Genomic DNA, 14,312 nt, shown 5'->3' with positions numbered 1-14,312 from the left:
GGTCGGCTACTGGTCTGATGAGCGATCTGCGATTCGAGCATCCCGATCATCGAATTGGGTGGAGTGTCATGAATGACAAAGCGCAGGCCCGGTCCTGATAGGGGATTCTCGGGATTCCATTTCTGTGCTCTATTTCGACCTGCTATGTTCCATCATGCCCTCACCCAGCCGAATGGCGGCCAGATCAGCGAGATGGCGGCCCTGCTTGATCATGTGGCGCAGGCCAGCACCCGGCCGCGCTATGCATTCATGGTCCTGAACCTGATCGCCGAAGTTGCACGCCCCGATGGCAGTGCCGGCCCCTTCGTGTTTCGCGAGGGATCTTCCACTCTCCTGCGAGATTGGCTGTGCGATGCCTTGGCCCCCATGGGCGCGCGCGATCCGAAACGGTTGATGCTGGTCGAAAAGGTCCGGACCGAACTGCAGGCCACCGGATCGGCGCCTGAAGATCCTGCCGTAGAAGAAGCGGCGCTGGCGGCTGCAATGCATGAACGGATTCGAAAGTCCGGCAAGACCAACCTCAGCCGGGCCGTCTCCGAACTCGTCCGGGCCGGACTGATCCGTCGCCACTATCAGGGTTTTCGGGTGGATCACCACAACCGCGGCGCAGGTCGGCACGCCGTCTACACTCTCCTTGGACGTGCCCGTTGTCTGATGGGCCGGTCAGGCCCCTGCCCTCCCCCTTCTGAAACCAGGATCGACCCGAAGCCCCGCCAGGGCGAGTTGCGCTTCAACTGAGGCGGGAACATTGTTCAGGGGCTTCCTGAGAACTTCGCTGCCCTCCGGGGCGAACGGCACCGAGATCATCGGTCACTCCTCGTCGGAATTGCTCCGCCGTTTGGCGTAGCTGATCACGAAGGACTCCCAGACACGCAGCCATTCGGTTTCCGTGCGTCGCTTGGCGATACCCGGAAAGCCTGCGCGGAAGGCATCCGCCATCTGATCGACCGACCACGGATGCCCCTTCTCCAGCCCGACGCGCCTGAACGCCCCTTCCCGCTCGCCGAAGCTCAGACTTCCGCTTGGAAACGCCAGCAAGACCGGCTTCGTATCAGGGGCCGCAACGGTCGCCGTGTCGGGCACCGATGATCTCGGTGCCTTTTCCGCAGCCGACGCCCCCAGTAGTCGCAGGTGAGCGCCTACGAGCTTGCGTTCGAGCGGCGCGGGCGAAGGATGCAATACGACCTTTCGACCAGATAGATCGACATTGGCGTTGGGGTAGACCGCCGAAACCAATTGCATGGTCTCCCGTACGGTCTGACGAAACCGTTTGCTGTCCGCATCGTTGCCGAGGTGGCGGGCAAGCTGGTCCCACGAGATCGTCTGCCCCTTGTCACTTGCAATGCGCGGCAGACGATAGGCAAGGTAGGTATAGAGATCGAGCGCCGTCGGCGTGCCCTTAAGTTCACGGATGGCGACTTCATTGAGCGGCACGGCATGATCGATAAGGTGAGCGTAGAATCCTTCCGACATCCGGATCTCGCGGGCGAAGGCACCGTTCTTCTCAAGCGACCCGGCATATTCGTTGGAGATCTTGACGTCGCGTACGGCAAAGGCGTTGTCCTCTGCTTCGGTGCCGTCCCACCGGATCTGCCACTCACAGGCAAGCAGGCGATCGACCTGCTCCCGCATGCGATTGGCCGTCCCGCGTGGCCCATAGGAGACGGTCTGATATCCAAGGCGCCGCATCCACTCCGTGAAGTTGCGGCCGAGATAGACGTCGCGCGAACGCTTGGTGACGGCTTGGGACAGGAGGTAGATCAATGCCACGCGAGGATAGGCACCGTAAGGCACGCCCAGGCTCTTGAGGACGGGCTTGCCGTCTACATTCTGAAGAACCGGCCGCGGGTTGATCGCCAGGGCATACTTCCCGTCCTCCCGAAGGATGGGCTGCGTTTCATCTTTGGGTCGTTTAGTCGGGAGCGACATGGCACAGAGGGCGGAGTGAAGAAACGCCGGTACGGGTTCTTCATCCCGAACGCGAAGAAACGCGTCCATGGTGATCTGCGTGCCAGCAGCGCGGGCGACCGAACGCACCTGCTCCTCTCCACCGTCGAGCATGGCGAGAGCGTACTGGTGTCCAATCGGTTTGGTACTGTCCCCGTTCATGCACGCCCTGCCTTGCTCCGACTCAGGAGCGTTTCCACTGCCGTTTAGACAACAGGTTTCACGCAGGATGGCAAGTGTCTTGGCAGTTCCGGCTCGATCGGGCGGTTGAAACTTACAAATTGACCGATGATCTCGGTGCGTCCTGCAACGAAGGCAGATTCTACTCCTCAAAAGCCGATTACCGGAATCGGAATTGATTAGGGATTCTTGTAATAGGTTAGGGCTCCGAGATCATCGGTCTCAGACGCTCTGAGATCATCGGCGTTTCGCACCGCAATCATCGCTGCGCACCGAGATCATCGGTTACGCGAGGATCTGAGGTTTTGGCGGTTGCTTTCGCTCCCTCCCCGGCCCCTGCGGTCCTCAACACAGCTCAAAAGCGCACGGAGATCATCGGTCTGATCGGCGGCCCAGCATCGATCGGCGACTCGCAAGAGGGTTATAGAGCGGCAAAAGGCTCGGAGATCATCGGCATTGTTGTAAGGTCGATGGACGATCGTTGCTCGAAACTTACAACGCGGGTAGGGTGTGGTTTCAAACCTTCAAAATGGTAGATATGGCCACTCATCCCGCTAACGAAGCTCCCGCAGACGTTCACGGTGACGAACTGCTCGACGACACGCTCGGTTTGCTCCACCGCAAGGCGTTGACCATCCTCAAGCGCATTCGTGACGGGGCGCTGGATCCGGAGACGGGCCACAAGGTCGGCCCCTCCTACCCTATATCCAAAGCGGCGTCGCTGGTCGGCCGAACGGCTTCGGCCATTCGCGAAGCCGAACGGGACGGGCGGCTCCCTCCTCGCGATCGAACCGCCTCGGGGCATCGCGTGCAGTACACGCTGGAAGAACTCGATCATATGCGGGCTGTCTTTGGAACACGGCCGTGGCGAGCGCCCGGCGATGTTCCGGCCATTATTTCCGTCTCCAACTTCAAGGGCGGCGTGGGCAAGTCCACCCTGGCGCTTCACCTGGCGCAGCACTTCGCAGTCCGCGGCTACCGCGTCCTCTTTATCGACTGCGACAGCCAGGCGAGTTCGACGATGATGTTCGGTTACCGGCCGGACGTCGATCTGGGGGAGGACGACACGCTCTATGGACACTTCCATAACCCCGAGCTTCTGGGTGTCCGGTCCATCATTCGCAAGACGCACTTCTATGGTCTCGATCTCATCCCGGCCAATCTGAAGCTGTACAACCTTGAATACGAGATCGCCGGTTACCTTGCGCAGAACCAGAGCTTCGACATCATCGACCTGATCGCGCAGGCCATCGACACCGTAGTGGACGATTACGACGTCGTAGTGATGGACCCGCCACCTGCGTTGGGGATGGTGTCGATGGCGGTCTTGCAGGCGGCGAACGCCATGGTGATCCCTGCCCCGCCGAGCGTGATCGACTTCGCCTCGACCGTATCCTTCATCGACATGGCGCGCACGACCATGCGTCAGCTGGAACAGCTGGGCGGGCGTGTGAAGCCGGCTTACAACTTCATTCGGCTCGTCGGCAGCCGCGTGGATGAGAGCAAGTCGATGCATCGCGAGATCCTGTCGATGATGCGACAGGTCTTCGGAGGCTCCATGATCAGCTCCGTTCTGAAAGTCAGTGCCGAGATCGACAACGCGAGTTCCCGCATGAAGACGGTGTATGAGCTCGAGCGGCCGGTCACGTCCCATGAGGTCCACAACCGCTGCGTCCGCTTCCTGAACGACGTTTGCCATGACATTGAAATGGATGTTCTGCGCACGTGGGAAAGCCGTGCGCACAAGATCGACTGAGCCGTTGCCACGTGGCAACTGCAGCCCGGAGCAGTCCGCGCCGGGCGTTGCGGCAAAGCCGATCACCGAAATGACAGCCGTTGCCACGTGGCAACAAAAGTGGGGCGCGGAAAAGCCCGAAGGAAGATGAGTATATGGGCAAGGGTAATCGCGGCTTTGGCAGCAACCTCATGGCCGGCCTGGATGATGCGGAACTCGACTCGGCAGCGCCGTCCGAAAGCATCATGGCGAGCCGAAGCCAGACACTTGCCCGGCTCGCCTCAGGCAAGGTGGTGACGGATCGCACGGAGTGGGTCGACCCCGCTCGGTGCCGCCCGTGGCGTTTGCACAACCGTGACCTCGACCACCTCAGCGAGGAGAGCTGCCGCGATCTCATCGATGCGTTCCTGTCAGCCAAGAAGCAGCGCATCCCCGCCATCGTTCGCCGCTTGCACAATGACCCGGATCATGACTACGAGATCATCGCCGGTGTGCGCCGCTGGTGGACCGTCAAATGGCTCCGGGCTCATCACCACCCGGATTTCGAGTACCTCGTCACTATTCAGCATGTGTCCGATGAGGAAGCCTTCCGGGTTTCCGACATCGAGAACCGGTCGCGCAAGGACATCTCGGACTGGGAGCGTGCGAACGAGTACATGCGGGCGCTGGAGGAGTTCTACGACGGTTCGCAAAGCGAGATGGCGGAGCACCTCAAGATCTCTCGCTCATGGCTGAGCCGTCTGCTCGACGTAGCGCGCCTCCCGGCGGAGCTCGTGGAGGTCTTCGCCGACACGCATGACATCACGGTGCGAGTGGCGCGCGACATCAAACCTCTCTCCAACGATCCAAGAGCCCTCGCACTCATGCTTGAGGAAGGAAAATCCATTCGGACGGAGCGTGACGACCTTGGTGTCCGCCTCAGCGGACCCGAAGTCGCAAAGCGGCTTCTGCGGGCCACCATCGCCAAGACGCGAAGCGGGTCAGGCGAAGTGACGATCGCTGCTTCGAGCGGTGCACCTATGCTTCGCTATTCGCGCTCCCCACGAAATGGCCTCAACTTGCGCATTCTGCCCAAGTCTGGCGCCCCGGTTGACGAAGTGCTGTCAGCCATCCGGCAGTTGATTGAGGGATGAGGGGACGAGCTCAAAAGACCGGTAATTCCCGCCGCCCGGGCAGGCATTTGGCGATTTCTGGCCTGGAAGGCCGCGTGAGAGGCTATGCGTAGAAAATGACCCGCAGGCCGACTGCTCTGCCTCTTGGGCCTCTAAGCCCCGTTTCCGGGAAGATCTTTTTCGCAGAAGCCGTGTTTTTCGAGGCCTGAACATTTCGTCAAAGGGGGTGTCAGTCTTTCTCGTCCGGAAGAAGCCGGTCGAGGGCAGCGAGAGATGCTTCGAATTCATCCAGCGCGGCGGGTGAAAAGGCCGCTTCGGAGATGACCGCGACTGATGAACTTCGCTCCAGATGCGACCGCGCTTCGAACAGGTGAGAGCCTGCGATGCGACGCCGGTCAATCAGATGTGCTTCTTCAAGAGCGCTCGTCATGCTGCGGATGCCGAGCCGAGAGGCCGAGAGCATCGTTTCCAGCTGGCTTGAGCGGAGCGGCCCGAAGCCGGCGATCAATGCGAAGAGATCGGGTGCGCGGGACGAACTCCTGAATTGGGGAGGGCGGGGCTCTATAAATTGTGCCTGCTTGCTGGCCTCTGCAAGGAGGTCAAGCAGGGTGCTGATGGCCTCAAAAAGGTGAGTCGCCTCCGGGATCGAAGGCCGGGCATCCCCGCCATCCGGCTGTGCGCGAACAAGGCCGGGGCAGGGGAGGGCGGGAAGCCATCCTCCCGAGGAGCCAAGCCATTGTCCGACGAACAGATCCAACGCCCAAAGTGGCGGCGACAGTCCACACTCGGCGTTCAGGTCAAGCGGCCGCTTCAGATCCGGTTCCGGCTTGCGCGGAGCGAACTGGAGACTTTCCTTCATTTCCTTTTGGAGGCGCCGCAGCACGACGACCGGAGAAGGGTTTCCGAGGGAGAGTTGCGATACGAGCCGCGCGGTGAGCGCGCCCGCTTCGCGGACAACCTGGAAAGCTTCCTGATGCGCTTCGGGGCTGGCGAAATCCTGGGGTGCCAGAAACGCTTCCCTCAAGGAAAGAGCCAGCCCGGAGAGGGGCTCCCACGGGCTATGGCCAAGTTCCGTGAGGATCGCGAGGCACACGGCGCGAGGAGGGCGGCCCTTTCGCGGTACCGCGTCGGACAAGGTGGCGAGACCGGCGAACCAGGCATGAAAGCGCGTGTGGGTGAACGCATGACCTTCCTGCCGCAAAGCGATCATCAGGCAGGCTTTCAGAAGTTTACCGGCGAAAATGCTCCTTGCCGCTGACGACAGGTGCCGAAGCGATCCTTCCAACTGGCCAAGCGCGTACATGGCTCTTCCGGACCACTCCACGGCTTCCATGCCCGAGGATTCATCGAGGTAAGGCATTGGAACCGCTCACTAAAATTCATCATGTAAAGCTACAGCTAGTTAGCTATACACCATGGCAGATGCCCCTGGAAGTGGTCTTGTCTCCCCACCTGTGAGGCTGGACTCCAACCGAACTGTTGGCTCGCAACATGCCCGTCCGGCCCTTGTGCGATGTTGCATAATCAGGCCCGAGTGGGGCCGAGTGACCTTGACCCGCCGGTAGGCGCCGGGAACAAGACGGTCGGCAAGCCATTGACGGCATTGCCGACGACTTTGCACATTCGGACGTGGCCCCGCCAGAGGGAGCCTCGGTAGCCTTGCTGCCCGCCAGCACCTAGACGCAGGATCATGAGCACGCGATGAGCGTAAGCAAAAGCCCCCTCACTTCACCGGCTCCTCAGAAGTCTCCACTCCCCGACGTGACCGCACAGCTACCGGATCTGTGGCATTCGACGATGGCCTGGTTCCAGACCTATTGGCTGCAGATCATCATCTCGATCGGGATCGCGCTGCTCATTGTCACGGCTCTCTATGCGCTCCGGCGGCTCGGTGCGCGATTGTGCCGCGAGGAGCGTGGGCGCGGGGACTGGCTGACGATCCTGGGGCGGGTGGTCAACAAGACGATGAACTTCTTCATCATAATGGTCGCCGTCCGGGCGGTCGATGGGTACGCCAAGACGCCGCCGGCGCTGGACAGGGCGGTGGCGTTCTTCTTCACGCTCGCAGCCGTCATCCAGGCCGCGATCTGGGCGCGCGAATTCATACTGGGCGCTATCGAGCACAAGACCTCCGCCGAACACTTCAAGGGCGAGGCGATCATCAATGCGATGGGCCTGATCCGCCTGCTGGTAAGCGTAGCGGTCTTCGCGGTGGCGGCGATCGTCCTGCTCGACAACATCGGCGTCAACGTAACCGGACTCGTGGCCGGCCTCGGCGTTGGCGGCATCGCGATCGGCCTTGCGGCACAGGGCATTTTCGCCGACCTGTTTGCCGCGCTCGCCATCATCTTCGACCGGCCCTTCTCCAAGGGAGACCAGATCAGCTTCGACACCAGTTCGGGAACGATCGAGGCGATCGGGCTCAAGTCCACAAGGATCCGCGCGTATACGGGTGAACTGCGGATCATCGCCAACAAGGTCCTGCTCGACAAGGAAATCCTGAATGTGAGCGGGCGCGACCACATCCGCCTGCCGTTCACGATCGGCGTGGCCTACGAGACCCCGCCCGAGACGCTGGCTCGCATCCCGGACATGCTCAAGGAGATCGTCGAGGCCGAAGGGGGCAAGCCTTCGCGCGCGGGCTTCGAGAGCTTCGGTGCAAGTTCGCTGGACTTCACGCTGCTGGTCGATGTTCCAGGCAACGACTGGGCCGTCGCGCATCCCTTGCGCGACCGCCTTGTGGTGGCGATCATGACGCGCTTTGCGAAGGAGGGTATCTCGATACCCTACCCGACGCAGACGACCTATACAGCGGCCCCCGATGGAACGCTGATCATGCCCTATCCGGACAAGCTTCTGTCAGAGGCGCTGAAAGGCTGACGATCACAGGACGTTCCCCGACGATCAGGGAACGCGTTCGTCGAACCGCTGATGCGCCGCGCATGAGAATCGGCTACTCGTGCGCGGCAATGGAGCTGTCACGCCATATCTCTGCCGATGCGGGCAGACCGGAACTTGATAACGTTCTGATCGAGACGTTGGAACCGCCCAGGCCGCCGCGGCGCAAGAGGTCCTGGCGCAAGCGAATTGTGCGCGGGCTGGCGGTGCTCCTGCTCCTGCTGATAGTCCTCATCGGCTATCTGGCGGTCACCGCTACCCTTTCTAAGTCGCTGCAGCCGGTCGCGCCGCCAGAGATCACCTTGCTGGCGGCAGACGGCACTCCGATCGCGCGCAATGGTGCCGTCATCGCTGAGCCGGTCAAGATCGCGCAGTTGCCACCACACGTCGTTCATGCCTTCCTGGCGATCGAGGATCGGCGCTTCTACACGCATTGGGGTATCGATCCGCGCGGCATCGCGCGTGCGGCGCTAAGCAACCTGACCGGGGGCAGCACCCAGGGAGGGTCGACGATTACCCAGCAGCTTGCGAAATTCACCTTCCTCACCGCCGAGCGGAGCCTGACCCGCAAGGCGCGCGAGATGCTGATCGCCTTCTGGCTGGAGGCCTGGCTCACCAAGGACGAGATCCTGGAGCGGTACCTGTCGAACGCGTACTTCGGTGACAACACCTACGGCATCCGGGCGGCGTCCCTGCATTACTTCCACCGGCGGCCGGAACGGCTGACCATCGGGCAGGCGGCACTCCTCGCAGGTCTGATGAAGGCACCCTCGCGTCTGGCACCCACCAACAACCTGGACCTGTCCCGGAAGCGCATGCGGGTGGTGCTGAAGTCCATGGCAGACGCCGGCTACCTGACGCCTGCGGAGGCGCGGTCCGTTTCCGCGCCCAGGCTCGATGTCCGCAGCCGCGCGGAACTGCCGACCGGCACGTACTTCGCGGATTGGGCCCTGCCGCAGGCGCGACAGATAGAAGCGGCCGGCTATGCCGGCCCGACGTACCGCACCACGCTCGATTCCCGCCTTCAGGCTGCGGCGCATCGGGCCATCCGGCAGGCGGGTGCAGGCACACAGGTCGCGCTTGTCGCTATGCGCAGGAACGGCGAGGTCGTCGCGATGGTCGGCGGCCGGGACTATTCCAAAAGCGCTTTCAACCGCGCGACACAGGCGCGGCGGCAGCCAGGCTCCACCTTCAAGCTGTTCGTCTACCTCGCTGCGCTGAAATCCGGTATGGAGCCGCAGGATACCATTCCCAACGCCCCTATCGAGAGCGGTTCCTACAAACCACAGAATGCCGGAGGGGCATACTCCACCACCATCACTCTTGAGGACGCCTTCGCACGGTCCAGCAATGTCGCGGCGGTGCGACTGTTCAACCGGGTTGGCGACGAAGCCGTCATCGATATCGCGCGGCGGCTGGGTGTCACATCGCCGTTGCCCAAGGGTGATCCCAGTCTGGCGCTCGGCACGGCCACGATGACGCTGCTGGAGCTGACGGCCGCCTATGCGGGCGTTGCCGCCAACAGCTTCCCGGTCGTGCCCCGGGCGTTTCCGGTGCCGGAAGCAGGGTGGTTCGACTGGCTGCTCGACGGGAAGCGCTCGCTGTCCTCGCATGATCACAAGGCTATCGAAAGCATGCTGCGAGCGGCGGTCAACCGGGGCACAGGACGAGCGGCGATGCTGCAGGCGCCCAATTTCGGCAAGACCGGCACCAGCCAGGAAAATCGTGACGCGCTTTTCGTCGGCTACTCCGGCGACTTCGTCGTCGGCGTATGGGTGGGCCGCGATGACAACACGCCCCTTGCCGGAGTTTCCGGTGGCACCGTACCCGCGCGGATATGGCGTGATTTCATGCGGGTTGCTCTAGGTGAGCGGTCCGCCCCACCTCCGCGGCCTGCGGCCGATCCGCAGGGGCCAGTCCAACCCCTCGACGTGCCGGACCTCGAAGACATTCCCGTGGGAGGCGAAAGCCGCATTCGGATAGAGGATGGGCAGGCCGTGCTCAGTACCGCCATCGATGGAGTCCCGCTCGACGTTCGGCTGGACAGCGAGGGGCTACGGGTGGAACCCGCGCCCGCCCCTCCAACGGCACCGAGATCATCGGTCCCGTCGCCACCCGGCCCCTGAACGCGCTCTGCCCCGCGGCAAGCGGCCCTGACCCTCACGGGCGTGGTGTCGTTCCCGAACGACCGGCCGGTGAGCAGCCCTGAAAGGTCGCAGCCGGCCCGAGCGTGGGGTAGCGATCGAGCAGCGCGGCCGTGACGCCGTTGGTCCAGCCGAAGCCGTCTTGCAGCGGATATTCTCCGCCTCCTCCCGGCAGGCGTTCTTCAACATCGTACTTCTCGAGCATCTTGCCCGTTTCCAGGTACGTGCAGTTGACGGTGCCGATCCAGCGGGCGGCGATGTCCTGAGCGAGGGCATTGTGCCCATAGCGCCACAGTCCTTCGACCGCGACCCACTGCAAGGGTGCCCAGCCATTGGGTGCATCCCATTGCTGTCCCGTGCGAACAGTGGTGGTGCGCAGCCCTCCATCGGCCACAAGAGTGCTGCGCGTGGCCTTTGCCATCGCGCCGGCCTGGGCCGGGGTTGCCATGCCGACGAAGAGGGGGAACAGGCTCGCGCTCGAAACAACCTCGCTAGGCCGGGAGGACGGCGCGATCCAGTCGGCGAAGCGGTTCTGCTTCGTGTGCCAGAGAAAGCGCTGCACGGCGGCCTTACGGGCGGTGGCACGCTGGCCGAACTCACGGGTGCAGGGCTGGTCTCCTGCCTGACGGCACCCTTTTTCGATGCGCTTCTCCATCGCCCACATGAGGGCGTTGAGATCAACGGGTACGACGTCAGTGGCGTGAATGGTCGAAAGATCGTGAGGATCGGACAGCCAGCGGGAGCTGAAATCCCAGCCGCTCTCCGCACCGGCCCGCAGGTTGCGGAACACCTCGCCAGTTGGACGAGTAGAGGCTTTTGCCGCCGTCGCCTGATCCTCGGCAAAGGATTCGTCGCGAGGGGTATCCCTGTCGTCCCAGTAGCGATTGAGGACGCTGCCATCCGGCATTCGCACGACGCGCTTGCAGGCTTCGGCGGTCGTTGCGCAGACTTCGCCCGCCATCCAGTAGTTGTGCTCCTTGCGCAGCGCGGCCAGGCGGCGGGCACGGATGGTTCCGTCCGTCGCCTTCGACAAATCGAGCATCAACGCGAAGAAGGGCGGCTGCGAGCGGCTGAGGTAATAGGTGCGGGTGCCGTTCGGAATGTGGCCGAAGCGTTCGATCAGGCTGGAGAAGTCTTCGAGCATTCCTTCCACCAGATCGTCCCGTCCGTCTGCGACGAGCCCAAGCATGGTGAAGTACGAATCCCAATAGTAGATCTCCCGAAAACGACCGCCGGGCACGACATAGGGAGCGGGCAGAGTGATCGCCGAGCTTCCGGGCGGCACGTCCGGCGTCCTGCGCTCCAGCTGCGGCCAAAGGGCCCTGATGTGCTCGCGCAGCGGCGGCAACGGCCGATCGTTGACGCCGGGCACCACGAAGTTGTCCAGCACGAAGGCCCGCAGCGCGGCGCTACTTCCCGGAGCCGCCCGTTCGTAATCTGCCATGATGGCGTCGGGCGCCCGCTTTGGTACCGCGTCGGCGAACGTCTTTCCGTCCGCGAAAACATGCTCCTTCTGGACCGCGGCGAACAGGTCGCCGAACTGGTCGGCGGGGGAGGGCGGGGCATTGGCGCACAGCAACGCCGCGAGGACGGGTGCGCAGAGGAACATGGGAAGCTTGAGACGCTTGCGGGCCGAAGCCTCTATGTTCCCCAGGTCAGGCTTCCGAACCACGCTTGCCTCCTCGCCGTTTCGCACGAGGCAGCAACGAGTTGGACTGCGCGGGGTTTCTGCCTTCACGTCCAAGGCGTGGCAAGGGACAGATGATCTCCGAGCCGTTTTCCGCGAGGACGGGCTATTCGCCGCCCCCGAAAGACATCAGGGGCTGAATACGAGCACCAGGAACACCGCGAAAAGCGAAAGGTGCACGGCCCCTTCGAGCATGGTGGTCCGGCCTCCCGAGAACGTGATGCTGTTGAGGACCAGCGTCGCCGTCAGGAGAACCATGTTGGCCGCCGACAGGCCCAAAACGACGGGCTGATCGCTGACGAGGCCGATCAGGAGCACGGCGGGAACGGTCAGCCCAAGGGTCGAGGTGGCCGCACCAAGGCACAGGTTTATCGCGCGTGTCAGCTGGTTTGCGGCAACGGCGCGAAGGGCGGATATGCCCTCGGGCGTGAACACCATCATTGCGATGATTATGCCGCCAAGAGCCGTTGGCGCGCGAACGGCCTCGACGCCTGCATCCAGCAGCTTGGCAAGGCTCTTGGAAAGGATGACGATGGGCAGGATATTGGCGAGAAGCAGTATCACATGCCGCCCGATGCTCCTCCGTTGCCCGGCGTGGGGCAGGGGACTTGCATCCTCCACCTCGATCGCGGCCCCCAGGGGCTGGAAGAAGCCCCGGTGCCGCCCGGTCTGGAGCCAGAGGAAGAGAGTATAGAGTAGGATGGTCAGCAGCGAGAACAGGACCGACTGCGAAGGCGAGAGCGTCCCCCCGTTGCTCGAAACCGTGAAGTTCGGAAGCACCAGCGCGATCACGGCAAGAGGTATGATCACCGCAAGATAGGCGCTGGCGCCCTGAAGGTTGAAGCCTTGCTGATGGTGCCGCAGCCCTCCGATCAGAAGACCCAGGCCCACCACGCCGTTGAGCACGATCATAAGGACAGCGAACATGGTGTCACGTCCAAGTGTCGGTACCGCCTTTGCGCCCAGCATGACGGCGGAAATCAGCGTGACTTCGATGATGACGATGGAAAGGGTGAGGACGAGAGTGCCGAATGGCTCGCCCAGCATCTCGGCGAGTTCCTCTGCCTCGTGGACGACGCCGAACGCGGACCACAGGACCACTCCCAGCATCCAGGCGAAGAGCAGCCCGGCGAGGATCGGTGACATCGCGGCGGGCACTATCCGGGGCGCCACAAGGATGGCTCCGACCGTCAGCCACGCCAGGGGAAGCCGAAAAGTGGAAAGAGGCATGCCGTCAACCCTACACGAAGCGCTCGGACGTGTCGCGGGTGGAGGCGTCCTTCTCCTAGCGTGCCGTTCTGCCGGGCCGCAGGATGCCCGCAGCCCCCATGGCGTGACCGGTGCGCCGGACGGGCGGGGTCATTCCCGCCGCCACTCCCCGAGCGCCTGTTCCAGGTCCGCGATGAGATCGACCGGATCTTCCAACCCGATGGCGAGTCGCACGCCGTGTCGATCCTCCGGACACAAGGCCGAAGGAGGCCAGGGCATGACGCTGCGATGGCGGGAGGGTTCGATTGGGATGGCCAGGCTTTCGAACCCACCCCACGAGTACCCGATACCGAACAGCTTTAGTGCATCGATGAAGCGATTGCGCGCAGCGGCGTCGCCGCCCCGGAAGACGAAGCTGAAGAGGCCGCAACCCCCGGTGAAATCGCGTTTCCAGATATCATGGCCGGGCGCGCCTGGCAGCATCGGGCACAGCACCTGCGCGACTTCGGGACGAGTGCTGAGCCAGCGGGCCACAGCAAGGGCGCTCTGCGTTTCCTGTGCCAGGCGAAGGTGAAGCGTGCGCAGGCCCCGCAGTGCCAGCGCGGCATCGTCCGGAGAGACGATGTTGCCGAGCTGCTGCGCCCGTTCCCGCAGCTTCGCGTGGAGTTCCGGTCCGGCGCTGGCGCTGCCCATCATGAGGTCCGAGTGCCCGCCGACATGCTTGGTGAGAGCCATCAGCACAATATCCACCCCGCGCTGCAGGCCGGCAAAGCCAAGCGGGCTCGCCCAGGTGTTGTCGAGGACCGAAATCGCTCCCTTTTCCCGCGCGATGCGGGCGAGAGCAGGAACGTCGGCCACTTCCATCGACAGGCTTCCGGGCGCCTCGATCAAGACGGCCCGGGTCCGCTCACAGAAAGCGGCTGCATAGCCATCGAGGTCGAGCGGGTCGAAGAAGCGTGTCTCGACCCCGAAGTCGGTCAGCAGGCCAGTGCCCATGCTGCGGCTGGGATCGTAGGCATTATCGGTGATGAGCAGGACATCACCCGGCCGCAGGAGCGTGAGCATGACCCCGGTTATGGCCGCAACTCCGGAAGGATAGAGGACTGTTCCTGCGGCGCCCGGCTCAAGCGTGGTCAGGGCATCGGCCAAAGCCCATTGCGTCGGGGCGCCGCGCCGGCCGTAAAAGAACCGCCCGTCTTCGTTGACACGCGGTCCTTGAGCGAGGGCGGCGGTGTTCTCGTACAGATGCGTACTCGCCCGCCACACCGGCGGGTTCACCACCGGGCCGGTCCACTCTGCCCGGCGGCCTGCGCCCACGATGACCGTCGCCTCCTGAAGAGGCGCGGAGGCGTTTTTCGTGCTCAAGGTCGTCTCCGTCAAAGGGAAAGACTGCTCCTTAA

General features: G+C 63.2%; 10 protein-coding genes. 5 read left to right on the top strand and 5 right to left on the bottom strand.

The window, feature by feature from the left end; all coding sequences use genetic code 11:
* Positions 1-144 precede the first annotated feature (144 nt).
* Positions 145-738: a hypothetical protein gene (locus C2R25_RS08400; RefSeq protein ID WP_369825700.1), complete on the top strand. Its 594-nt coding sequence runs from the start codon at positions 145-147 to the stop codon at positions 736-738.
* A 72-nt stretch (positions 739-810) separates the two neighbouring features.
* On the opposite strand, the gene C2R25_RS08395 is transcribed toward C2R25_RS08400, so the two are convergent.
* The gene (locus C2R25_RS08395) at positions 811-2,109 is read right to left on the bottom strand and encodes a replication protein RepA (RefSeq protein ID WP_103728802.1); all 1,299 of its coding nucleotides are present in this window, start codon (positions 2,107-2,109) and stop codon (positions 811-813) included.
* Positions 2,110-2,665: 556 nt separating this feature from the next.
* Between C2R25_RS08395 and C2R25_RS08390 the strand changes: the two genes are divergently transcribed.
* Both C2R25_RS08390 and C2R25_RS08385 read left to right on the top strand, forming a co-directional pair.
* Positions 2,666-3,883 carry an AAA family ATPase gene (locus C2R25_RS08390; RefSeq protein ID WP_103728801.1) on the top strand — a complete coding sequence of 406 codons (1,218 nt, stop codon included), beginning with the start codon at positions 2,666-2,668 and terminating at the stop codon, positions 3,881-3,883.
* 134 nt (positions 3,884-4,017) lie between these two features.
* Entirely contained in the window at positions 4,018-4,995 is a 978-nt protein-coding gene (locus C2R25_RS08385) for a ParB/RepB/Spo0J family partition protein (protein WP_103728800.1), read from the top strand.
* Between the two features lie 208 nt (positions 4,996-5,203).
* Here the strand turns inward: C2R25_RS08385 and C2R25_RS08380 are convergent, their stop codons facing one another.
* On the bottom strand, positions 5,204-6,334 hold the full coding sequence (locus tag C2R25_RS08380; protein ID WP_103728799.1) for a hypothetical protein: 1,131 nt from the start codon (positions 6,332-6,334) through the stop codon (positions 5,204-5,206).
* A 341-nt stretch (positions 6,335-6,675) separates the two neighbouring features.
* On the opposite strand from C2R25_RS08380, the gene C2R25_RS08375 reads away from it, so the two are divergent.
* Entirely contained in the window at positions 6,676-7,854 is a 1,179-nt protein-coding gene (locus tag C2R25_RS08375) for a mechanosensitive ion channel family protein (RefSeq protein ID WP_103728798.1), read from the top strand.
* A gap of 62 nt (positions 7,855-7,916) precedes the next feature.
* The gene (locus C2R25_RS08370) at positions 7,917-9,998 is read left to right on the top strand and encodes a transglycosylase domain-containing protein (RefSeq protein WP_369825699.1); all 2,082 of its coding nucleotides are present in this window, start codon (positions 7,917-7,919) and stop codon (positions 9,996-9,998) included.
* A 34-nt stretch (positions 9,999-10,032) separates the two neighbouring features.
* Here the strand turns inward: C2R25_RS08370 and treF are convergent, their stop codons facing one another.
* The 3 genes from treF to metC all read right to left on the bottom strand — a co-directional run bounded on the left by treF (position 10,033) and on the right by metC (position 14,277).
* Positions 10,033-11,625: an alpha,alpha-trehalase TreF gene (gene treF, locus C2R25_RS08365; RefSeq protein ID WP_103728815.1), complete on the bottom strand. Its 1,593-nt coding sequence runs from the start codon at positions 11,623-11,625 to the stop codon at positions 10,033-10,035.
* Positions 11,626-11,832: 207 nt separating this feature from the next.
* Positions 11,833-12,933 (bottom strand): calcium:proton antiporter, encoded by a 1,101-nt coding sequence (locus C2R25_RS08360; protein WP_103728796.1) that lies wholly within the window; start codon positions 12,931-12,933, stop codon positions 11,833-11,835.
* 129 nt (positions 12,934-13,062) lie between these two features.
* Positions 13,063-14,277 carry a cystathionine beta-lyase gene (gene metC, locus C2R25_RS08355; RefSeq protein WP_103728814.1) on the bottom strand — a complete coding sequence of 405 codons (1,215 nt, stop codon included), beginning with the start codon at positions 14,275-14,277 and terminating at the stop codon, positions 13,063-13,065.
* Positions 14,278-14,312 lie beyond the last annotated feature (35 nt).

Origin of the sequence: Novosphingobium sp. HII-3, assembly GCF_002916655.1 — a bacterium.
GTDB lineage: Bacteria > Pseudomonadota > Alphaproteobacteria > Sphingomonadales > Sphingomonadaceae > Novosphingobium > Novosphingobium panipatense.
Note: the sequence above shows the minus strand (reverse complement) of the source record. Positions and strands in the feature narration are given on the sequence as shown.

What these genes read in the sequence shown, in the direction of transcription:
- C2R25_RS08400 (WP_369825700.1), top strand. Translation starts at nt 145, where the DNA reads ATGTTCCATCATGCCCTCACCCAGCCGAATGGCGGCCAGATCAGCGAG.
- C2R25_RS08395 (WP_103728802.1), bottom strand. Translation starts at nt 2,109, where the DNA reads ATGAACGGGGACAGTACCAAACCGATTGGACACCAGTACGCTCTCGCC.
- C2R25_RS08390 (WP_103728801.1), top strand. Translation starts at nt 2,666, where the DNA reads ATGGCCACTCATCCCGCTAACGAAGCTCCCGCAGACGTTCACGGTGAC.
- C2R25_RS08385 (WP_103728800.1), top strand. Translation starts at nt 4,018, where the DNA reads ATGGGCAAGGGTAATCGCGGCTTTGGCAGCAACCTCATGGCCGGCCTG.
- C2R25_RS08380 (WP_103728799.1), bottom strand. Translation starts at nt 6,334, where the DNA reads ATGCCTTACCTCGATGAATCCTCGGGCATGGAAGCCGTGGAGTGGTCC.
- C2R25_RS08375 (WP_103728798.1), top strand. Translation starts at nt 6,676, where the DNA reads ATGAGCGTAAGCAAAAGCCCCCTCACTTCACCGGCTCCTCAGAAGTCT.
- C2R25_RS08370 (WP_369825699.1), top strand. Translation starts at nt 7,917, where the DNA reads ATGAGAATCGGCTACTCGTGCGCGGCAATGGAGCTGTCACGCCATATC.
- treF (WP_103728815.1), bottom strand. Translation starts at nt 11,625, where the DNA reads ATGTTCCTCTGCGCACCCGTCCTCGCGGCGTTGCTGTGCGCCAATGCC.
- C2R25_RS08360 (WP_103728796.1), bottom strand. Translation starts at nt 12,933, where the DNA reads ATGCCTCTTTCCACTTTTCGGCTTCCCCTGGCGTGGCTGACGGTCGGA.